This is a genomic window from Paenibacillus apii (assembly GCF_011043685.1).
Classification (GTDB): domain Bacteria; phylum Bacillota; class Bacilli; order Paenibacillales; family Paenibacillaceae; genus Paenibacillus_AQ; species Paenibacillus_AQ sabinae.
The window spans coordinates 227,825-248,831 of the sequence record NZ_JAAKGU010000004.1 but is presented as its reverse complement, the minus strand read 5'-3'; the positions used below and the strand labels follow the sequence as shown (position 1 = coordinate 248,831).

The following is a 21,007-nucleotide window of genomic DNA, read 5'->3' as shown; positions in this document are numbered from 1 at the left end:
AATGCGGGTTCTGTCGGATTAATTATGCAATTGACTTTCTCCTCCCATTGGCTTGATAAATGCACCGCATTGACCATAAAATCCGGGAAAGGCAATAAGTAAATCCAACTCTTGACCTAAAAAATCAACTGAATGGAATGACGACCAATGACCTGCGGCAGCAAGCTGAAACCCGCCCTACTATTGAGTGCCGCCACTTTTCCAGGTAAGAGTCTTTCGTTTCATACGAAAGGACTTCTTACCCATTCGTATTTCCGCGGCGCCTAAGGGGTTTCCACGGCCCGTCAGCAGATCGCCCATACAAGCTGTGGGCTATAAGCCCATATTTGAGTCATTTCGGCCAGCAGCGCGCTGCAGCCTATACGTACATTCCCTTTCCTCATATCCTATAACAACAGCCCTGTTACCTTTTGTGACAAAATAAAAAGGAGCCCGCTAGCCATTAACATGGCCAACGGGGCTCCTTTTTTTTTATTAAAGTTAAGAAATCTTATACATCGAAGTACAGAGTGTATTCGTGCGGATGAACACGAATGGCAACCGCTTGAGCCTCGCCGCGTTTCAGTTCGATGTAGTTGTCGATGAAGTCTTTAGTGAAGACGCCGCCTTCTGTCAGGAACTCATAGTCAGCTTCCAGAGCGTCGAGCGCTTCGTTCAGGCTGCCCGGTACGCTGCGGATTTTCGCTTTTTCTTCATTTGGCAGTTCGTAAATGTTCTTGTCGAGCGGGCCATAGCCAAGCTCAACCGGGTTGATCTTCTTCTTGATGCCGTCCAGACCAGCCAGCAGCATTGCGGAGAAGGCCAGGTAAGGGTTAGCCGTGGTATCCGGAGTACGGAACTCGATGCGGCAACCTTTAGGTGTTACGGCAGCTACCGGGATACGAACTGCTGCGGAACGGTTACCTTTAGAGAATACCAGGTTAACCGGAGCTTCGTAGCCAGGAACCAGACGTTTGAAGGAGTTCGTGCTCGGGTTGGTCAGAGCGATCAGTGCCGGAGCATGATACAGGATACCGCCGATGTAGTTCAGAGCCATCTCGCTCAGATTAGCATATCCGCCTTTTTCATAGAACAGCGGGCTGTCGCCGTTAAAGATCGATTGGTGAACGTGCATGCCGCTACCATTGTCGCCAAAGATCGGTTTTGGCATGAAAGTTGCCACTTTGCCGTATTGACGGGCAGTGTTTTGCACGATGTATTTGTAAGTCAACAGGTTATCGGCAGTTTTCTTCAGTGTATCGAAGCGGAAGTTGATCTCAGCTTGTCCAGCTGTAGCAACTTCATGGTGATGGCGCTCGATTACAAGACCAGCTTCGGCAAGCAGACGACACATTTCGCTGCGGATATCTTGTTGAGTATCAACCGGAGCAACCGGTACATAACCGCCTTTGACGCCTACTTTAAAGCCGAGGTTGCCGCCTTCTTCCTTACGGTTCGAGTTCCAGACCGCTTCTTCCGAATCAACGAAGTAGGAAGAGCTGTTCATTCCGCTCTCGTAACGAACGTCGTCAAAAATGAAGAACTCGGATTCAGGTGCGAAGAATGCTGCGGTTCCTACGCCGCTCTTTTGCAGGTATTCTTCCGCTTTAACTGCGATACCGCGCGGGTCACGCTCATAACGCTCTCCGTCAGGAGTAAAAATGTCACACATAATGTTGAGCGTAGGATGAGCAGTGAAAGGATCAACATATGTAGTAGTTGTATCCGGCATCATAACCATGTCAGACTCTTCAATTCCGCGGAAACCGGCGATGGAAGAACCGTCAAAAGCTACACCATTTACAAAGGTCTCCTCGTCAACAGCAGCAGCAGGCAAAGCAATATGATGGGCCCGTCCACCCAAATCAACAAAGCGGAAATCTACCCATTCAATGTTGTTCTCTTTAATCGTTTGCAGCACTTTTTCAACCGACATGAAATTTTTTCCTCCTCAAGTTTGAACATTAAGCCGTACCCACTATGCAAATGTTCTTGTATTAATTTTAACTGTCGTCATTATAAAACTCAAACCTGACATCGTCAATGCTTATGTGAGGTATTTTTTAAGCCAATGTGAGATATTCTTACGCTTTAGTGAATTATTTCGCAGATGGCATTTGGAGATGGAAAAACGCGGCAAACAGCCCTTCCGCCGCCTCATTTTTCGAGGGGAAAAGGCTGTCTGCTTCTCTAACATTATACCCGTCATTTAACATTTATACTAAATATTCTCATCCCAAACTGCGCCTTGTTTATGCAGAGTACAGACCGGGTTCTTTATTTCCCTTAAACGACCGGTACGGCCACTTGGCTGGAGAATTTCTTGCCAACCAGCGGAGCCAGCTTCTCCAGATCACGCAGCAGGTTGTCGAACTGGTCCGGGAACAGAGACTGAACGCCGTCACCTGTCATGGAGTTGTCCGGATCGGTGTGCATTTCGATAATCAGACCGTTGGCGCCGGCCGCTACGGATGCTTTGGCCATAGGCTCTACCAGTTCGCGGCGTCCCGTACCGTGGCTCGGGTCGGAAATGACAGGCAGATGGCTCAATCCTTGAAGGACCGGGATAGCCGAGAGATCCAGCGTATTGCGGGTGTAGGTCTCGAACGTGCGGATACCGCGCTCGCAGAGCATAACGTCCCGGTTGCCGCCGGCCAGAATGTACTCAGCCGCATTCAGGAACTCGTCGTAGGTCGCGCTGAAACCGCGTTTCAGCAGCACGGGACGGCCGCAGGTGCCAAGCTTGCGCAGCAAGTCAAAGTTCTGCATATTCCGCGTGCCCACTTGGAGGATATCGGCGTATTCCGCGCATACATCAACATACTCCGGCGTCATAACTTCAGTAATGGTCAGCAGTCCGTGGCGCTCACCTGCTTCAGCCATCATCTTCAGACCTTCCACACCGATTCCCTGGAAGCTGTAAGGACCGGTACGGGGCTTAAACGCTCCGCCGCGAAGAATCTGCGCTCCCGACGCTTTAACAAGTTTTGCGATCTCGTCGATCTGCTCCGGCGATTCTACCGCGCAAGGTCCGCCCATAATGGCCAGATGCTCTCCGCCGATCTTAACGCCCTTAACTTCGATGATCGTATCATCCGGATGGAAATCTCTGCTCGCCAGCTTGTAGGATTTGGAAATCTTGACCACATTCTCAACACCTTTCATTTGACGAAGATGCTCCGCAAGCTTCGGGTTCACGCTGCCCACCAGGCCGATAACCGTACGGTCCGATCCTTTGGACAGATGCACCTGCAGACCCTCCTTCTCGATTACTGCGATAATTTCGTTGATTTGTTCCTCCGGCGTTTGATTGGATGTAATAACGATCATCTGATTCCTTCCTTTCCAAACCTCTATTATATAATGGTTGATTATTCGTTCAGCGCTATTTTACTACGACGCTTTTAAGCTTTTATGCTTTTAATCACTAAAGTAATTCTATGATAGAATATCAAATCCGTCAACCCTTTATTCAAAAAAATAATATCGCCCTGCTTCCGCTGAGAAAGCAGAGCGCTAACCGCTCGCACATTATTAAACCGGTTGTCACGTGGACTGCCCGGCCTTGGCCTTAACCGGCGGCAGCAGCTTGGCCATATTGACCGTCCGTTTGATTTCCCAGGTATCGGGATTTTCATGATCATACTGCTCCAGGTAGGCTATGACTTCCTTGGTGATCGGCGTCGGTGTCGACGCGCCAGAAGTGACGGCAACTTTCGACACGCCCTTCAGCCACTCCTGCTTCAGCTCCGAAACGTCGGCAATCCGGTGAGCCGGAACGCCAGCGATCTCCTCGGATACCTGGGCAAGCCGGTTGGAGTTGTTGCTGCGCGGATCGCCCACAACGATGACGAGGTCAGCCTGTCCGGCCTGCTCCGCCACAGCTTCCTGCCGGACCTGCGTCGCCAGGCAGATCTCGTTATGAACCTCGGCGCCGGGGAAGGTTTCCAACAGCTTTTTCATAATATGCTTGATGTCCCATTGGCTCATCGTCGTCTGATTGGTGATGACAATCCGGGAGCCCGCCGGGAGCGAGAGCGAAGCGATCTCCTCTTCCTTCTCGATCAGGTGCACATGCCCCGGAGCGATACCCACAGCGCCTTCCGGCTCGGGGTGGCCCTTCTTGCCGATATAGATAATTTCGCAGCCTTCCGAAACCTTCTCCTGGATGAGATTATGCGTCTTCGTGACATCGGGGCAAGTGGCGTCTACGGTCGTCAGCCCCTTGGCCTGCGCTTTCTTGCGAACCTCCGGCGAAATGCCGTGCGCGGTGAAGATGACGGTGCCGCTGTCGATCTGGTCCAGAATATCCAGACGATTGCTGCCATCCAGAGTAATAATGCCCTCGTCCTCAAAAGATTGGGTGACGTGGCTGTTATGGACAATCATGCCGAGTATATAAACCGGCCGGGGAAGATCGAGATTTTTCGCCGCCTGACGGGCCATAACCATGGCATCGACCACACCGTAGCAGTATCCCCGGGGAGATATTTTGATTACTTCCATTGCTTCACCAGCTTTCTGCCGTCATTGAATGTATTAATCCAAGCCGTTTCATTATACCCTATTCCAAAGGGGCGGCAAAGAGAAGGGGCAGCCAGATGATGAACGTTGTGCCTTCGCCCTGCCGGGTAACGACCTCGATCGAGCCGCCGTGCTCATCGATGATCCATTTTGCGATGGACAGCCCCAGTCCGATGCCCTCGGTAATGCCGCGGGATTCATCTGCCCGGTAGAAACGGTCGAATATATACGGCACCTCGTTTTTTTCCATGCCGATCCCTGTATCTCTAACCCGCAAGCCCACCTGGGATTGATAAACGACTGCGTCGAAGCTCACCTCTCCGGACGGCGTATATTTGAACGCATTGTCAATGAAAATGAACAGCATCTGCTGCAGATAATCCTTGTTGCCCAGCACATATTTACCGTTAAGCACCGACAAATCGCCTACCACCCACTCCGCTTCCCGCGGAAGGAAGGCTGCACGGCGGGCGACCTCGACCATCATCGGCTCCAGCGCAACCGGCTCCTTCTCAAAGGTTCGGCCGGTGTCGGCCCGGGCCAAAGACAGCATATCGCCGACAAGCCGGCTCATGCGCTTCGCCTCGTCCGCGATATCGCGCACCGACTCCACCGACATCTGCCGAATCGTCGCCTCATCCATCGCCGGTTTTTCTCCAGGCTCAAGTTCCCATACCTTCTGAAGCAGCTCAATGTTCCCCCGGATCGTTGTCAGCGGAGTACGTAGCTCATGCGATGCGTCCGACACGAATCGTCGCTGGGCCGCGTAAGATTGCTCGAGATTTTTGTAAAATCCTTCCATACGCCCGATCATGCTGTTGACCGTGCGGATCAGCCTTCCGATTTCGTCGGGCGGCCCGTCGTATTCGATCCGCACGCTGAGGTCGTTGCCGGTCTGAATGCCTTCGGCCGCTTCGATCACCTTGCCGATCGGACTCATCGCCTTGCGGGCCAGGAACAGGCCGAAAGTAAAGGCGGCGATCAATGTGGCGAAGGAGCCGGCGATCAGAATCGTCTTTAGCCGCTCGAGCAATTTATCCTGTTCACCGGTATAGGCCGCCATCTGAATAACGGCCGCTGGATTTTTATTATAGCCTTCAACATTGATCGCCTTTTGAAAAATCAAAAAGTGATAGCCTTTGTAATAGGCATCCTTAAACCCGTCACCCTTCAGGCTCTCCCTCGGTGGAATATCGAACCGCAGATTGATATTTGTTAAAGTCAGGCTCTGGACAAGCTTGCCGCTGTCGTAGAAATACATTTGACCATATAAATTCTGGGCTTCCAGGCGGTTGTCAAAGACAACGTCCAGCGATTCGCCCTTCGCCTGATTCCGCAGCCGATCTTTGATATCTCCGTAAGTATTTATATAGAAAAAACCGTAAATGGCGGCTGAAAAGGCCAGCAGCATTACGGCCAATATTCCCGAATACCAGGCGGTCAGCCGCAGCTTGATCGACATCTTAGTTGTCACCTCTTAAGATATATCCGGCTCCACGGATCGTCTGAATCAGGCGTTTGCCGCCGTGTTCCTCCGTCTTCTGGCGAAGCATGGCGATGTACACCTCCAGCACATTGGATTCCCCGCTGTAATCATAGCCCCAGATTTTATCCATAATAAGATCGCGGGACAATACCCGTTTCGGATTTTGCATAAACAGATGCAGCAGCTCGAATTCCTTTGCCGTCAGTTCCAGCCGCTTGCCCCCGCGGGTCACTTCCCGCGAGTCGACATCCAGCATCAGATCCTCATAGACAACGGTCTGTTCGGCGCCTCCGCTCTGTTCGCTCTTGCGGCGAAGCAGCGCTCTTACCCGCGCCAGCAGTTCTTCCAGCGCAAACGGCTTGACGAGATAGTCGTCCGCTCCGAGATCCAGCCCTTTTACCCGGTGCTCCACCTCGTCCTTGGCCGTAAGCATCAGCACAGGAACGGTGCTGCCGCCCTCTCTGAGCCTACGGCATACCTCAAAGCCGTCCACCTGCGGCATCATGACGTCGAGAACGACGACATCGGGATCACCGTTCAATACGGCCCGCAGGCCGTCCGCCCCGTTGGTAGCCGTTTTTACGTCGTACCCCTCGAAAGCAAGCCCTCTTCGCAGCATGGAAATGATTTTTTCATCATCGTCAATGATCAAAATATTCGGTCGCATAAGCCGCCCCTTTGTTCGATTTCTTTTTATCTCTATTGTAGCAGTGAAAGCAGCCGTACGCACATATACAGCAAAAGCGGAAGGGCAGCCCCTCCCGCTTCCTAAGTTAACCGGTTACTGCTGACCGGTCTGCGTGGTGTTGAAGTCGTTCTTGTTGCCGATCGTTAAGGGCAGATCCAGCTTCTTGCCGTCTCTGACGACGTTCAGCGTAATTTTGTCACCGACCTTCTTGCTCTTGATGAAGTCGATCAGTTCCTGGCTGGTTACGTACTTCGTTCCATCAACGCCGGTAATGATATCGTATGGACGAAGATCGGCAACATAGGCAGGAGATTTGAAAATAATTTCGGCTACAACAGAGCCTTCAGTGATATTAGTTCCCATCTGCTTCGCCACTTCATCCGTAATTGTCATCAGCGAGGCACCGATAAACGGAACCGGATCTTTCGGGATAGCCTGGTTAGCTTCCAGCTTGCTGACCACTTCCTTGATCCGATTCACCGGAATCGCGAAGCCGATCCCTTGTGAGTCCGTGCTGACGGCAACGTTCATGCCGATAACCTGGCCGTCGGCGTTAAGAAGCGGCCCGCCGGAATTGCCGGGGTTAATGGAAGCGTCTGTCTGAAGCAGGTTGGAGTAATTGCGGGTGCCGCTGCCGTCCTCTTCATTAATATCGATGCTGCGGCCTTTCGCGCTCAGTACGCCTGCGGTAACCGTATGGTCGAATCCCTGCGGGTTGCCAATCGCCACGACCTCGGAGCCGACTTTGCTGGCGTCCGAATCTCCAAGCGGTACGGTTGGGAAATTATTGTCGCCTTCAATCTTCAGCACCGCCAGGTCCAGGTCCTTGCTGGAGCCGAGCAGCTTCGCTTCATACGGCTTGGAGTTGCCGTCGACGGTTACCTGAATGACGTCGGCATTATCGATTACGTGCTGGTTGGTCAGGATGTAACCGGCTTTGTCGTAAATAAATCCGGTACCGATGCCATAAGGCGTCAACTGTGAATTCAAGCCGGAACCGCTGCCTCCGTTGTTCCGCTGCGAGCCTCCGTTAGAATTGCCGCCGAACTGGTCGCCGAAGAAGAATTGATAGAACGGATCGTTGGCGTTCGGATTGCCTTGGCTCCGGGAACCCGTCTTGACCAGCGTCTCGATCTTGACAACTGCAGGACCCGCTTCATCCACTACGCTTGACACGCCTTCCGATCCGGTCACAAACTTTGTCGTTGCCGTCGTCGGTGTAACGTTGGCGCTCTCATTGGCCGCCTTGCCCTGCGAGCTTAAAGCCGTTGAAGCCTGGTCTCCCGTAAACCAGTTCCCCCTGTCGGCCATGAACATGGAACCGGAGAGCACGAGCATACCGGCAATGAAGGACAGGACCGCAGTCTTGAAGGGCTTCTTCGCCTTACGGTTATACTGCCATCCGTTGCCTCCGTCCGAACCGTTGCCGCCGTCATAGCCGCCGCCGTAACCCGAAGGGCGCGGCAGCTGGTAAGGTACCGGCTTGACCGGCTGGGGAGGGGTAATTTCCACCCTTTCCGGCTCCCGCCGGTTATAATGCTCTACGCCGTCACTGTTACGCTCATTATGATTAAGAGATTTAAAAGGGCCGTATGAATAATAATAGGAAGAATTTGATACGGGAGACTGCTCGTTACCGTTTTGTTCCCGATCCGGAGATTGTCCTTCGAAACGGCCATCGCCTTCGCCGTTGAATCTGTTTTTATTGTCGTCCAATGTTTTTGCCCTCCCGCGCTCTGTCCCTCAAGGACAAGAATTCATTTTGCTTTCTTGGTTTTATTTTGTACTTTAAACCTTAAACCGACATTAAAAACAATTTAAGCGAAGATAAAACCTTCCGGATCAACCCAGCAAAAAAGCCCGGCGCTGTCTGCGTTCAGCGCCGGGCTTTTTTGCTAAAAGACTTCCCTCTCATTAAAAAAAGTCCCATATACAGGACTTATAATAGACTTTAAGATTGCGGTTCAACATTCCAAGAAGGCAGATCGGACGCTTATCCCTGGGTAACCCATCCTTTGCGGTGGGCATAGATGGCAAGCTGGGTGCGGTCCTCCAATTCGCATTTCATCAGCAAATTGCTGACATGCGTCTTGACTGTCTTGATGCTGATATGAAGCTCCTCGCCGATATCCTTGTTGCTCTTGCCCTCGGCAATCAGCAGCAGAACCTCTCTTTCCCGTTCGGTCAGCCCGGATGTATCGTCCTGCACCGTGCGCTGGCGGATGCCGCGCGTCAGTGCCTGGGACACATCGCCTGTCATCACCGGCATACCGCGGTATGCGCCTTGCAGCGCGTAAATCAGCTCCTCAGCCGATACCGTCTTCAGCACGTAGCTGACCGCTCCTGCCTCAATTGCGTCAACCACGAGATCATCTTCGAGGAAGCTGGTCAGTATGACAATCTTCATCCCCGGAAACTCAGACTGTACCGCCCGGGTCGTCTCGACACCGTTCATCACCGGCATCATGAGATCCATCAGAATCAGATCGGGAAGCCCTTCCTCGCCGCTCAAACGCAGCAGCTCCAGCGCCTCCCGTCCGTTTGACGCCTCGGCGATCACATCGAACATCGGCTCCAGCATCAGATACGTTTTGAGCCCCATCCGGACCATGTCGTGGTCATCCACCAGCAATATTTTGATTCGGTTCATTCGCCGATTGCCTCCTCATCCTCGTCTTCTCTTCCTGCCGCTACGGCTTCATCGCCTGGTATCCGGCCGCCGTTCCCCTGAACAAACTTAGGGATATGTACGCGGATCGTCGTTCCCGCCCCCTTGCGGCTGATGATTTCAACCTGACCGCCGAGCTTCTCGGCGCGCTCCCGCATCGTTGTCAATCCGTACGAGCCCTGCTTACTGTGGGCAAGCTCAAAACCCTGCCCGTCGTCGCTGATGCTGAGCGCAACGAGCCTCGCTCCCTCACGCAGCGACAGGCTCACCAGCCGCGCTCCAGAATGCTTGACAATATTGGCCATCGCTTCCTGGATAATCAGGAACAGCTGATGCTCGATCGCCTCGGACAGCCCGCCCTGAAGTTCAAGCTCCTTCATTCCCTTCAGCCCGTTCTGGCGGCAGTAATCCGGGAACCATTTCTCCAGCGCTTCGGAGAGGTCCCGGTCTTCCAGCTCCACCGGCCGAAGCTGGGCAATCAGCGCCCGCATCTGCTTCTGCGCCATCTGCGACATGGTGATCAGCTGATCCATCACCGTTCGCCCATGTTCTTCATTCCGCTCAAGCACCTTCGGCAGCGAAGAAGCGGACATGTGGATGGCGAAGAGCTGCTGGCTCACCGTATCATGCAAATCCCGGGCCATCCGCCGCCGTTCCTCAAGAACCGCGCTCTCCGCCGCCTTCTCCTTCTCAACAACCTCCTGCTCACCCAGACGCTGAAGCAGTTTCATTTTGTTCTCAACCGCATCCATCATAAGATTGAACTCATGATAAACTCTTGCAAAAGAAGGGTCGTCACTCCCCGGCATCCGAACGGAAAGATTGCCTTTGGCTACCTTCAGCATATTGAGATCCAGATGATCGATCCGCCGCTGAATCCGCTGCACGGCCATATAGCCAATAACGCCGGTAAACAGCACGATGCCAAGGCACAGGTACACCCACATCCGGTAATCTTCGACTTTGATATAGCCCAGACAGCTCCCGGCATACATCAGCACCGCCGTTACGCTTCCGCATAGCAGAAAATAGAGCAGCAGCACCCATTTTGTATTTTTAATAATCGTCCCCATCGGTCAACCCACCGTCTTAACCTTGATATCTCCGATAAAAGCGCTGACATTGATACGGATTTTTTTGCCGGCTTCCTTATAATATGGCGTCTTGCACTGCACACTGCTCATAAATCCGCTGCGCGACTGCTCCAGCACTTCCATGTCCCCGATGAACGAGCTGCTGTTGACGGAAATGCCGAGATCCATATCGTCCGGAATGTAGACCTTGAGATCGCCGATAAACGCCGAAAGATTGATCTTCGTCTCGCCGTACGGGATTTGCGCATTGGTCAGATCAAGCACCGTATCGCCGATAAACTGGGATATATTTGTGTTTTTGAGCTGAAAATGTTCCCGGCCCATATGGATATCACCGATAAAAGTAGACCGGTTCGTCGTTTCCTTGTCGCTGCTCTGGGTCCATTCATGCCCGGCATAATGTCCATGCTTGCGCTCATGACGATCCCAGCGTTCTTCTCTCCTGCGTTCGTGGCGCTCCTCCCGCTCCTGGCGTCTGTGCTGATGACGGTCCCGATTCTCATCCCAGCCTGCAGGCTTCTCACCATCCAGGTCCATATCTTCATGCGGGCGCCGTTCACGCTCCTCATCGCTCATTCCTTCTGTGGCCTCATGCATGCCGATGGAGCTGCGGTTCTCCTCGGGTCTGCCGAATTTCCGCTCGAATTCTTCGTCCAATGTCGACCCCAGCGGCCGGGGCGGTTCATCGCTCCCCCGCTTGTCCTCGGGATAGAATCTCGGCGGTGCCGGCGGCGGAACCGGTGGGACCGGCGGTTCGGAGCGGTGCGGTCTGAAGATGACCATTAGCCCTCCTCCGATCAACGCGACCGGAATAATCATGGTGAAGAAATCTCCGGGGGAAAATTCGAACCACTCAAGATTCCGTCCCAGAAAATAAACGCCCATGGCCAGAAGGAACAGGGCTCCGACAGAAGCAAATCCCCTGCCGTTTCGTCCTCCCCCCAGCAGCCGCTGAAAGCCTATAATAATCAGAATTACCGGCCAGAAATTGGAGAACAGGTAGCCGATATCAATATCTGTATATCCCATCTGCCTGAGCAGAAACAGCACGCCGATTCCGATTAGAATTAGACCGCCGAATACCTGACTGGCTATTCGTCTTCTCATCTGTCATTTCCCCTTTAGCTTAGTCTAACACTTTTCCTTATGGACTAAGTTTACAACAGGCTTCGACCGGATAACAGCGGCGGCGGAATGAAAACCTTATCGGTCTGCGGACGGAGAGAGTGGAAGTTTTTGACCCTAAAATACGAAAATACCCAATGTCCCCGCAATAAAATGCCCCGCCTCCAAAAGAAGACGGGACATCGCTCGGCCTGCAGCCGACACTTTATTAACTTATTTGACGGTTACACCTGCGGTTTTTGGACCGGTTTGGCGATGCCGCCTTGCTTCGATGCTACGTTCGACGCTACGTTGTTCTCGGCAGCGAACTCAGCGTTGAATTTTTCGTTTGGTGTCTTGTAGTTTTCTTGAACCTTCGGTTTTTTAGCCACGTTGGTCACCTCCCTTTGCTCCCTCGCGCGTGCATGGAAGCGTCGCACAGGGGACGAATAGAGGCTAACTGCTGTGCCCCAGTCCGTATTATGGCTAGGCAGGCGGCCGATTATTCAAACCGAATGTGAAATTAAGTTCATGACTTTCCCTTTAGATTAATTCCTTAAGCATTTCCTGAGGCACGGTGTCGTAGGCCCGGATGGCTCTTCCGATATTTTTGAGCATCGCTTCCGTACATTTGCCGCTGCCGTGTTTGATCAGTTGAACCTCGACCGTTCGTTTGCCCCATTCCTTGTAAACCTGCCTAGTCGTTGCAAAATACAGATCTACCTTATGGCCCTTGATCGCCGACCCGGTGTCCGCGACCACCGCATAGCCGTATCCCGGCACATACAAAATGCTTCCCAGCGGCAGCACCTTCGGATCGGCGGCAATGGTTGATATGGCGTTCTTGTCCCGCCGAACCTTGACGCCGGAATAGGTAATTCCGTATTCCGGATGGTTCGGGCGCTTGCCGGTCGATTCAAATCCCGCGGTATAGCCCGTCGCCGTTACCTTGAGCGTGCGGATGATCTGATCCGGTGCCGGAGCGGCAACGGGTATGGAAGATTTATTCCCAGGCTTCGGCGCTTGGGCCCGGGTTATTACTGCCTCGGACGGCTCGAACACCGCGTCACTCTCCGTCGATTGATGCGGAAATACCGTTGCACGGATCAGCCTGATTCTGGGCCGGTGTCCGCCGCCCTCATAGGCAAGCGCCGAGGAACCGGCCTCTAGGTTCGGCGCGGACGCCTTCAACTGAACCGGAGGAAACCGAAGTTCCCGGTCGGCCTCGCGGCCCGCTTTCGTATATATCAAGGACAGCGCCAACAAAAATGCAAATGTAACCAATATACACCAAGACCTCTGCCAAACACCCATTTTGTTCATCATGAAATCCTCCCCCTTATTAGCGAAGGTTTCCCGATTCCCAAAATTTTATACATGAGCCGGATATACCGTCCCACGGAGTGTTGGCAGAGGTCTTAAGCAGCAAATTAATTTATTTTAGAAAATGGACTTGTTCGAAACTTCGGCAGAGAGGCTATTGATCACCTCGTCAAGCGGCTTCGCCCCGATATCGCCTTCGCCGCGTTTGCGGACGGAGACGGACCCGCCATTCTTCTCGTTCTCGCCGACGATGAACATATACGGCAGCTTCTCCAGCTGGGCTTCGCGGATCTTGTAGCCCAGCTTCTCGTTGCGAAGGTCGGCCTCGGCTCTCAGGCCGCGAAGGCGCAGCTTGTCGACAACTTCGTTCGCATAGTCGTCAAAAGCGCTGGACACCGGAATAACCTTCACCTGCTGCGGAGAAAGCCAGAGCGGCAGCGAGCCGGCAAAGTTCTCCAGCAGGAAGGCAACGAAACGTTCCATTGTTCCCAGGATGCCTCGGTGCAGCACGACCGGACGGTGCTTCTGGCCGTCGTCGCCGACATATTCCAGCTCAAAGCGTTCCGGAAGCAGGAAGTCGATCTGTACAGTCGACAGGGTCTCTTCCTTGCCGAGCGCCGTTTTGATCTGAACGTCCAGCTTCGGTCCGTAGAACGCAGCTTCTCCCTCCGCTTCGTAGAATGGCAGCCCCGCTTCCTCTACTACCTCGCGCAGCATGCGCTGTGCGGTCTCCCACATCTCGTCGTTCTGGTAGTATTTCTCGGTATCGGCCGGATCACGATACGATAGGCGGAAGCGGTAATCGTTGATGCCAAAGTCGCTGTACACCTGCTTGACCAGTTCAAGCACCCGTTTAAATTCACCCTTAATCTGATCCAGGCGGCAGAAAATATGCGAATCGTTCAAGGTCATGGAGCGGACGCGGTGCAGGCCGGTCAGCGCGCCGGACATTTCGTAGCGGTGCTGGATGCCGAGCTCGGCAATCCGGATCGGCAGATCGCGGTAGCTGTGCATGCTGCTCTTGTACACCATCATATGATGCGGACAGTTCATCGGACGCAGCACGAATTCCTCGGTGTCGATGGTCATCTTCGGGAACATGTCTTCCTGATAATGCTCCCAGTGGCCGGAGGTCTTATAGAGATCGACATTGCCGAGCACCGGAGTATAGACATGCTGGTAACCAAGGCTCGCTTCAAGATCGACGATATAGCGTTCCAGAATGCTGCGCAGCTTGGCGCCCTTCGGCAGCCAGATCGGCAGTCCCTGGCCGACCAGCTGATTGAATGTGAAAATTTCCAGTTCCTTGCCGAGCTTACGGTGGTCGCGCTTCTTCGCTTCCTCGAGCAGCCGGAGATACTCGTCAAGCTGCGCCTTCTTGACCCAGGCGGTGCCGTAAACGCGCTGCAGCATTTTGTTCTTGGCGTCTCCGCGCCAGTACGCTCCCGCCACGTTCATCAGCTTGAACACTTTGATTTTCCCGGTCGAAGGGAGATGCGGCCCGCGGCACAGATCGAAAAATTCGCCCTGCTCATATATAGTGATCACGCTGTCCTCGGGCAGCGCCTCGATAAGCTCGATTTTGTACGGATCGCCAAGCTCCCCGAACAGGTCCAGCGCTTCCTTGCGGCTGACTTCCTTGCGGACAATCGGCAGATTCTCCGATACGATGCGCTCCATTTCCTTCTCGATCTTCTGCAGGTCCTCCGGATTCAGCGGATACTCCAGATCCATGTCATAGTAGAATCCGTCCTCAATCGTCGGTCCTACGCCGAGCTTCACCTCTTTGGCGCCGAACAGGCGCTTGACAGCCTGCGCCATCAAATGGGCGGTACTGTGCCGCATAACCTCCAGCCCATCCGGGGAATCCAGCGTTACGATCTCCACCAGATCTCCGTCGCCAAGCTTGGCGGACAAATCGACGATTACCCCGTTCAGCTTGCCGGCGGCGGCGTTCTTGCGCAGCCCGCTGCTGATGGAAGACGCTACATCTTCGATGCTGCTGCCTTCTGCGTATTCCCGGACCGAGCCGTCCGGCAATTTGATGCTTACTGCCATTGTCATTTCCTCCTCGGGTAGTCAAGTAAACTAATACCAGCGGCCGTCAGCCGCATTCCGGTCTTGCGGAACGGACATATCCACGCATACAAAAAACACCCGTCCCGCGCAGGGACGAGTGTTATACCCGTGGTTCCACCCAAATTCAATTCTGCTTCATATCCCCGGACTTCAAAAAAGAACGGGCGACGGCAGAATCCTTGTTCAGCATGGGAATAACGGCCATGAACCGGCGGTTCTTACTGTTTCCGGTGCTTAACGGATCAAGAATCCGTCCAGCGCGGAAAGTTCATAACCGCAGCTACAAAGGGGTAAACCGAATACCGGATTCCGGAGGAAATTACAGCCCAGGTGTTTCCTCTCTCTGTACGGTCCAGAAAGTCGATTCATGTCTTTGTCAATGCTGTTCGCGTGAATAATGTGTAATTATAATTCCGGCGGCCGCTTTCGTCAACCCTGTAAGCTCAAGCATTGAACGCCCAAGAGCCGTTCAGGGCCGATCTTCGCCTGTCTTTCGATCCGGCAAGCGGCCGGCGCGTCTCAGGCTTTCCCGCAGCAAAAACTCGATATGCCCGTTCACACTGCGGAACTCCTCCCCCGCCCAGCGCTCCAGCGCTTCGTACAGCGCGGGATCGATCCGCAGCGGAAAGTTCTTCTTGGCCGCCATGATTGGACCGCCTTAATACAGCGAGCCGGCGTTGATGACCGGACTCGCTCCGCGCTCGGACACGATGGCCACCATCAGATTGTTGATCATCGCGGCCTTCCGTTCTTCGTCCAGCTCCACCACGCCGCTCTCCTTCAGCTGCTTGATCGCCATATCCACCATGCCGACCGCGCCTTCTACAATAATCTGCCGGGCCGACAAAACGGCGGACGCCTGCTGACGCTGAAGCATAGTGCTTGCGATTTCGGTGGAATAGGCCAGATGCGTCAGGCGAGCCTCCAGCACTTCAACCCCGGACAGAGACAGCCGGTCCTGGAGCTCGCCGGCCAATTCCTTCGCAATTTCGTCGGCGTTGGCTCGCAGGGACATACCGGTTCCGCTGAAGCTGTCGTACGGATACTTGCTGGCTACGTGACGCAGCGCAGTCTCACTCTGGATTTCAACAAATTCCATGTATTTGTCCACATCGAAGAGCGCTTTGGCCGAGTTGATGACCTTGAACACGACAACGGCTGCGATTTCGATCGGATTGCCCTCGACATCGTTGACCTTCAGCTTGACGCTGTTGAAATTGCGGACCCTCAGGGAGACGGTCTTGCGCACGCTAAACGGAATGACGGCCCACAGGCCGCTTTCCGAAATCGTCCCGACGTATTGGCCGAAGAAAGTGACCACGACTGACTTGTTGGGCTGAACTACCGTGATACTTGTCATCAGAACCGCCGCCAGCACAAACAAAATGGCAGCCGCAGCATCGTAGCCCTGATTGGCACCATAAACTCCCCCGGCCGCAAAAACAACGATTAAAGCAATAATCCAGAAACCGCTGACGGGCTGAAGTATTTTCTCTTTCATGAGGCACCTCCAAAAGGATATGTATTTGATATTTATATGATATCACTTTTGGATATTGTTGTAAATCTATATTTTCAGGCGTATCGCACTTCAGAAAAAGGTCACAGATGTGCAGCCGGTTTTTCCATTACTATAAATTTGATAGACAAGCTGTGGATTAAGCGACTACAAACGGGGAGGTGAATGAAGAATGAGCGTTAAGGAGCAGGTGCTGGAAACAATTAAATCTGCAGGCAAGCCGGTAAGCGCAGGCGAGGTAGAGAAGCTGTCCGGTCTGGACCGTAAGGAGATTGACAAGGCATTCAACGAGCTTAAAAAGGAAAAAGCGATCGTCTCCCCCATCCGCTGCAAATGGGAAGCCGCCGAATAGACTCCAGTTCAGATACAGTCCTATCGGACCGGATAAGTCAGCCTTTGCGGCTCATGAACGAAAGCTGCCCTGTCCGGCTGATGCGCCGGAGCCTTCACGCCTTACCCGGCTCCAGCTTTCGCGCGCAGCATAAAGAGCCCGAAGCCTTAGCGGCCTCGGGCTCTTAAGCTTGCCCTATTTAATTCTGCATTACAAAATCACGCCGTACTCCTGAAGAAACGTCGTCGAACACTCTCAGAATATCGTACTGCGTGTTGCGCTGCGCCGGTATTTTGCCCGCCTCGCGGATAATTTGCAGAATCGATTCGATGTTGACCTTGTATGTGGCACCCGCGGAAGACACGACATTCTCCTCGATCATCGTGCTGCCGAAATCGTTGCAGCCGTACTGCAGCGACAGCTTGCCTACCTCCGGTCCCATTGTGACCCAGGAGGATTGGAAATTCTTGATGTTGTCCAGCACAAGCCGGCTGATCGCAACGGTCTTGAGGTATTCCTCGGGCGTCTGTCTTTCCAGCTTCAGGTTGGTATTATCCGGCTGGAACGTCCAGGAGATAAAGGCGAGGAACCCTTCCGTGTTGTAATTATGCCCAATACACTCGTCCTGGGCTTCACGCACCCGGAGAAGATGCAGCGCGCGTTCCTCCATGCTCTCGCCTAGACCGATGACCATCGTCGCCGTCGTATTCATACCGATCCGGTGCGCCGTCCGCATCACGTCCATCCAGTCATGCCACGAGCCCTTGAGCCGGCTGATCTTGCGCCGCGTGCGGTCGTCCAGAATTTCCGCGCCGCCTCCTGGAAGCGAGTCCAGACCGGCTGCATGAATCTGGCGAAGCGTCTCTTCCAGAGACAATCCCGATAGCTCCTTCATTTTCATGATTTCCGCAGGGGAGAAGGAATGCATCGTGATGCCGGGGAAACGTTCCTTGATGTTCCGCAGCAGGTTCGTATAATAATCAAACGGCAGATCGGGATTCGTGCCGCCCTGCATCAGAATCTCGGTTCCGTCGACGGCCTGGGTCTCCCTGATTTTCTCGAAAATCGTCTCATCCGGCAGAACATAGCCCTCATCCGAACCGGGTCTGCGGTAGAATGCGCAAAAACGGCAGTACACATCGCATATATTCGTATAGTTAATGTTGCGGCCAATAACGAACGTCGTGATCGGCTCGGGGTGCCATCTTTTCATAATCACATCCGCCGCGGCGCCCATTTTCTCGATTTCGTTGCTCTCAAACAGTCTTACCGTATCTTCAAGCCCAAGGCGTTCACCCTGGAGCGCTTTATCCAAAATGCGATCAATCGTACCCATTGTCGCAGCCTCCTTTTACAACCATCCTAATCAATCCATAAAATTTATATGACAAAGGAATATATTCGTTCATTCATCGTAACATAATCCGCTGTGCTTGAAAAACGTCTTTTTTCTTTTCATACCCTGTTAGCTGCAAAAAAAACGATAAAATACGCTCATAATTCGCATTATTGTTGGAAATTTCGAGGGGATTCGTGAAAAAGTTTCATCAATCAAACAAAAAAGACGGCCCGCCTCCCTGGGGCGGCGCCGTCTCTATTCATGTCTCTCCGTTCTCTTATTGCTTGCCAGCACTAAAGGGGGCATGCCCCCTGGCAACTTCGGCAAATCCGCCTTTCTTATATCAACCTCCTAAGCTTGGACGTTATTCGCTTCAAGCTCTGCCCGCGCGGCCTCCAGCGCCTGATTCAGGTCGGCGATCAGATCGTCGACATGCTCGATGCCGACCGAGAAACGCAGCAGCCGGTCGTCGACGCCGACCGCATCGCGGATTTCGACCGGGATGTCGGCATGGGTCTGCACCGCCGGGTAGGTCATCAGTGACTCGACGCCGCCAAGGCTTTCCGCGAACGCGATCAGCTTGACATGGCGCAGGAGGGGCTCCACATATTTTGCATCCTTCACCTTGAAGGAGAAAATGCCGGTGTTGCCGCTAGACTGCCGCTGCTGAATGTCAAATCCGGGATGACCCGTAAGGCCCGGATGGAAGACCTCCGCAATCGCCGGATGCCCCTGCAGATGCTGGGCAATCGTCAGCGAGTTGCTCTCATGGCGTTCCATGCGCAGCGCCAGCGTCTTCATGCCCCTCATCAGCTGATAGCTGTCGCTTGGACTCAGGACGGCTCCGATTGAATTATGGAGTATCGCCATCTCTTCGGACAGTTCCTTGCCCTTCGTCACAATCAGGCCTGCCAGCACGTCGTTATGCCCGCCCAAATATTTGGTCGCGCTGTGGATGATGATGTCGGCGCCCAGCTCCAGCGGCCGCTGGAAATACGGCGTCAGCAGCGTATTATCCACGATCGTAAGCATGTCGTGACGGCGGGCCCACGTACACACGGCCTGAATATCGGTGATCATCATCAGCGGATTGGTCGGTGTCTCAATAAAGACAGCCTTCGTGTTCTCTCTGCGGGCCGATTCCAGAGCGTCAAGATCGTTCGTATCCACATAGGAAGCGGTGACGCCGAACTTGGACATAATCCGCTCCAGCATCCGGTAAGTGCCGCCGTACAAGTCCAGCGAAACGATCAGGTGATCCCCCTGCGCGAACAGGGCGAAAATGGTCTGCAGCGCGGCCATCCCGGAGCTGCAGGCAAAGCCCGCGTCACCGGATTCCAGCTCGGCTGCCGCGCGCTCCAGCACGGAACGGGTAGGGTTTTTGGTGCGAATGTAATCAAAGCCTGTGCTTTGTCCCAGCCGGGGATGACGGAATGCGGTCGATTGGTAGATCGGGTAATTCACTGCGCCCGTCGCCGGGTCCTCCTGAGAGCCGATTTGGGCCAGCCTGCTTTCAATCCTGAGTTTGTCGTTCATGATTTACCTCCAGAAAGTTAGTGCGGGATTTGCCTCCCTATTTGCTGACGGAGCCTTTCGGCTTCCGTTATATCTGCGGATCTGTTGCCGGCAACATCCCGGCCTTCAAAGTTAAGCTTGTCCAATCCGGAAGGCAATCATATCGTAGGTCCGATATCGTATGGCGTTTCCTGGTAGACGTAATAGTTAAGCCAGTTGGAGAACAGCAGATTCGCATGGGCGCGCCATACAGCCGGCGGTGTTCGGCCCGGATCATCATTCGGGTAGTAATGCTTCGGCAGCGCGACGTCCATCCCCTTGGCGATATCGCGCTCATACTCCCATTTCAGGGAGAACGGATCGTACTCGGAATGACCCGTTACAAAAATCTGCCGGCCGTCCTGAGTGGCGACGAGATAAACGCCGGCCTCCTCCGATTCCGCCAATATCTGCAAATCCGGCGTATTCTCGACATCCTCGCGGGAAATGTCCGTATGACGGGAGTGAGGCACATAGAACAGCTCGTCAAAGCCCCTAAGCAGCTTCGTATTCGGCGCAGTAGTGCAGTGCGGGAATACGCCGAAGCACTTCTCGGACAGCCCGACTTTACGAACCCCGTAGTGATAGTACAAACCAGCCTGCGCCGCCCAGCATATATGCATCGTCGAAGTGACGTTGTCCTTGCTCCACTCAAAAATCTTTTTCATCTCATCCCAGTAATTCACGTCCTCGAAGTCCATCTGCTCCACCGGAGCGCCGGTCACAATCATGCCGTCCAGCCGGCGGTGGCTGATTTCGTCAAAGGTCTTGTAGAAGCTCTTGAGATGCTCCGCGGATGTATTCTTCGACGTATGGGAGCTCGGATGAAGCAGCGTGACATCAACCTGAAGCGGCGAGTTGCCTACCAGACGCAGCAGCTGCGTTTCCGTGGTTTCTTTTGTAGGCATCAAGTTCAGAATAGCGATTCGGAGAGGGCGGATATCCTGGTGAAAGGCCTGGCTTTCATCCATTACGAAAATATTTTCCCCTGAAAGCACCTCCTTGGCGGGCAAACTGTCGGGAATCTTGATTGGCATTGTGTCTCACTCCTTCATTAAAGTGCAAACCGCAGACCGCGGTCTAAGTTAAAATAGAACAAATAAAAACCTTTCCCGCAGCACGAGAAAGGTCATATTTATACACATATGATACTCTCTCATCTGTCAGACAACGCGCCGCAGATCATTATACCTACGCGTCTCTGCAAGAATTAGCACCGTGCGTCATACGCCGGTTGCCGGGTTTCATTGGGCCAGTCCCTCCACCTGCTCTTGATAAGATTTGGTCATATTCAATTTTAAATTCTTATAGATCACTAT

18 protein-coding genes and 1 riboswitch are annotated in these 21,007 nt (G+C 53.5%); of the genes, 1 reads left to right on the top strand and 17 read right to left on the bottom strand.

Annotation, left to right across the window (positions count from 1 at the left end; genetic code table 11):
• Window positions 1-490 precede the first annotated feature (490 nt).
• The 14 genes from glnA to G5B47_RS11295 form a co-directional block, all read right to left on the bottom strand.
• Window positions 491-1,915 carry a type I glutamate--ammonia ligase gene (gene glnA, locus G5B47_RS11360; protein ID WP_165097950.1) on the bottom strand — a complete coding sequence of 475 codons (1,425 nt, stop codon included), beginning with the start codon at window positions 1,913-1,915 and terminating at the stop codon, window positions 491-493.
• A gap of 350 nt (window positions 1,916-2,265) precedes the next feature.
• A complete protein-coding gene (gene aroF, locus G5B47_RS11355; RefSeq protein ID WP_165097947.1) occupies window positions 2,266-3,309 on the bottom strand; it encodes a 3-deoxy-7-phosphoheptulonate synthase in 1,044 nt (347 codons plus the stop codon).
• Between the two features lie 216 nt (window positions 3,310-3,525).
• Complete coding sequence (locus G5B47_RS11350) at window positions 3,526-4,485, bottom strand: 4-hydroxy-3-methylbut-2-enyl diphosphate reductase (protein WP_165097944.1); 960 nt, start codon at window positions 4,483-4,485, stop codon at window positions 3,526-3,528.
• Window positions 4,486-4,543: 58 nt separating this feature from the next.
• On the bottom strand, window positions 4,544-5,965 hold the full coding sequence (locus G5B47_RS11345; protein ID WP_165097941.1) for a sensor histidine kinase: 1,422 nt from the start codon (window positions 5,963-5,965) through the stop codon (window positions 4,544-4,546).
• Between the two features lies 1 nt (window position 5,966).
• Window positions 5,967-6,656 carry a response regulator transcription factor gene (locus G5B47_RS11340; protein WP_165097939.1) on the bottom strand — a complete coding sequence of 230 codons (690 nt, stop codon included), beginning with the start codon at window positions 6,654-6,656 and terminating at the stop codon, window positions 5,967-5,969.
• A 114-nt stretch (window positions 6,657-6,770) separates the two neighbouring features.
• Window positions 6,771-8,393: a S1C family serine protease gene (locus G5B47_RS11335; protein ID WP_165097937.1), complete on the bottom strand. Its 1,623-nt coding sequence runs from the start codon at window positions 8,391-8,393 to the stop codon at window positions 6,771-6,773.
• Between the two features lie 277 nt (window positions 8,394-8,670).
• Entirely contained in the window at window positions 8,671-9,327 is a 657-nt protein-coding gene (locus tag G5B47_RS11330) for a response regulator (protein ID WP_165097934.1), read from the bottom strand.
• Window positions 9,324-10,418, bottom strand: coding sequence for a HAMP domain-containing sensor histidine kinase (locus G5B47_RS11325; RefSeq protein ID WP_165097931.1), 1,095 nt, complete (start codon window positions 10,416-10,418; stop codon window positions 9,324-9,326). The genes G5B47_RS11330 and G5B47_RS11325 overlap by 4 nt, the downstream gene beginning before the upstream one ends.
• A gap of 3 nt (window positions 10,419-10,421) precedes the next feature.
• On the bottom strand, window positions 10,422-11,546 hold the full coding sequence (gene liaF, locus G5B47_RS11320; RefSeq protein WP_165097929.1) for a cell wall-active antibiotics response protein LiaF: 1,125 nt from the start codon (window positions 11,544-11,546) through the stop codon (window positions 10,422-10,424).
• A 242-nt stretch (window positions 11,547-11,788) separates the two neighbouring features.
• On the bottom strand, window positions 11,789-11,935 hold the full coding sequence (locus G5B47_RS11315; protein WP_165097926.1) for a hypothetical protein: 147 nt from the start codon (window positions 11,933-11,935) through the stop codon (window positions 11,789-11,791).
• A 151-nt stretch (window positions 11,936-12,086) separates the two neighbouring features.
• Window positions 12,087-12,605, bottom strand: coding sequence for a 3D domain-containing protein (locus G5B47_RS11310; RefSeq protein WP_328804520.1), 519 nt, complete (start codon window positions 12,603-12,605; stop codon window positions 12,087-12,089).
• A 378-nt stretch (window positions 12,606-12,983) separates the two neighbouring features.
• Window positions 12,984-14,924 carry a threonine--tRNA ligase gene (gene thrS, locus G5B47_RS11305; RefSeq protein ID WP_165097923.1) on the bottom strand — a complete coding sequence of 647 codons (1,941 nt, stop codon included), beginning with the start codon at window positions 14,922-14,924 and terminating at the stop codon, window positions 12,984-12,986.
• Between the two features lie 490 nt (window positions 14,925-15,414).
• The gene (locus tag G5B47_RS11300) at window positions 15,415-15,591 is read right to left on the bottom strand and encodes a hypothetical protein (protein WP_038595688.1); all 177 of its coding nucleotides are present in this window, start codon (window positions 15,589-15,591) and stop codon (window positions 15,415-15,417) included.
• Between the two features lie 12 nt (window positions 15,592-15,603).
• Window positions 15,604-16,446, bottom strand: a complete 843-nt coding sequence (locus G5B47_RS11295) for an SPFH domain-containing protein (protein ID WP_165097921.1) — start codon at window positions 16,444-16,446, stop codon at window positions 15,604-15,606.
• A 190-nt stretch (window positions 16,447-16,636) separates the two neighbouring features.
• On the opposite strand from G5B47_RS11295, the gene G5B47_RS11290 reads away from it, so the two are divergent.
• On the top strand, window positions 16,637-16,816 hold the full coding sequence (locus G5B47_RS11290; protein WP_025334110.1) for a transcriptional regulator: 180 nt from the start codon (window positions 16,637-16,639) through the stop codon (window positions 16,814-16,816).
• Window positions 16,817-16,994: 178 nt separating this feature from the next.
• On the opposite strand, the gene mqnC is transcribed toward G5B47_RS11290, so the two are convergent.
• The 3 genes from mqnC to metA all read right to left on the bottom strand — a co-directional run bounded on the left by mqnC (window position 16,995) and on the right by metA (window position 20,725).
• Complete coding sequence (gene mqnC, locus G5B47_RS11285) at window positions 16,995-18,131, bottom strand: cyclic dehypoxanthinyl futalosine synthase (RefSeq protein ID WP_165097919.1); 1,137 nt, start codon at window positions 18,129-18,131, stop codon at window positions 16,995-16,997.
• Between the two features lie 354 nt (window positions 18,132-18,485).
• On the bottom strand, window positions 18,486-19,670 hold the full coding sequence (locus G5B47_RS11280; RefSeq protein WP_165097917.1) for an aminotransferase class I/II-fold pyridoxal phosphate-dependent enzyme: 1,185 nt from the start codon (window positions 19,668-19,670) through the stop codon (window positions 18,486-18,488).
• 137 nt (window positions 19,671-19,807) lie between these two features.
• Window positions 19,808-20,725, bottom strand: a complete 918-nt coding sequence (gene metA / locus G5B47_RS11275) for a homoserine O-acetyltransferase MetA (RefSeq protein WP_165097914.1) — start codon at window positions 20,723-20,725, stop codon at window positions 19,808-19,810.
• A 116-nt stretch (window positions 20,726-20,841) separates the two neighbouring features.
• A riboswitch (SAM riboswitch) is annotated at window positions 20,842-20,969 on the bottom strand.
• Window positions 20,970-21,007: the final 38 nt, after the last annotated feature.

Bases quoted from the DNA above. Each gene is read 5' to 3' on its own strand.
- glnA (WP_165097950.1), bottom strand. From the start codon at position 1,915: ATGTCGGTTGAAAAAGTGCTGCAAACGATTAAAGAGAACAACATTGAA.
- aroF (WP_165097947.1), bottom strand. From the start codon at position 3,309: ATGATCGTTATTACATCCAATCAAACGCCGGAGGAACAAATCAACGAA.
- G5B47_RS11350 (WP_165097944.1), bottom strand. From the start codon at position 4,485: ATGGAAGTAATCAAAATATCTCCCCGGGGATACTGCTACGGTGTGGTC.
- G5B47_RS11345 (WP_165097941.1), bottom strand. From the start codon at position 5,965: ATGTCGATCAAGCTGCGGCTGACCGCCTGGTATTCGGGAATATTGGCC.
- G5B47_RS11340 (WP_165097939.1), bottom strand. From the start codon at position 6,656: ATGCGACCGAATATTTTGATCATTGACGATGATGAAAAAATCATTTCC.
- G5B47_RS11330 (WP_165097934.1), bottom strand. From the start codon at position 9,327: ATGAACCGAATCAAAATATTGCTGGTGGATGACCACGACATGGTCCGG.
- G5B47_RS11325 (WP_165097931.1), bottom strand. From the start codon at position 10,418: ATGGGGACGATTATTAAAAATACAAAATGGGTGCTGCTGCTCTATTTT.
- liaF (WP_165097929.1), bottom strand. From the start codon at position 11,546: ATGAGAAGACGAATAGCCAGTCAGGTATTCGGCGGTCTAATTCTAATC.
- thrS (WP_165097923.1), bottom strand. From the start codon at position 14,924: ATGGCAGTAAGCATCAAATTGCCGGACGGCTCGGTCCGGGAATACGCA.
- G5B47_RS11300 (WP_038595688.1), bottom strand. From the start codon at position 15,591: ATGGCGGCCAAGAAGAACTTTCCGCTGCGGATCGATCCCGCGCTGTAC.
- G5B47_RS11295 (WP_165097921.1), bottom strand. From the start codon at position 16,446: ATGAAAGAGAAAATACTTCAGCCCGTCAGCGGTTTCTGGATTATTGCT.
- G5B47_RS11290 (WP_025334110.1), top strand. From the start codon at position 16,637: ATGAGCGTTAAGGAGCAGGTGCTGGAAACAATTAAATCTGCAGGCAAG.
- mqnC (WP_165097919.1), bottom strand. From the start codon at position 18,131: ATGGGTACGATTGATCGCATTTTGGATAAAGCGCTCCAGGGTGAACGC.
- G5B47_RS11280 (WP_165097917.1), bottom strand. From the start codon at position 19,670: ATGAACGACAAACTCAGGATTGAAAGCAGGCTGGCCCAAATCGGCTCT.
- metA (WP_165097914.1), bottom strand. From the start codon at position 20,725: ATGCCAATCAAGATTCCCGACAGTTTGCCCGCCAAGGAGGTGCTTTCA.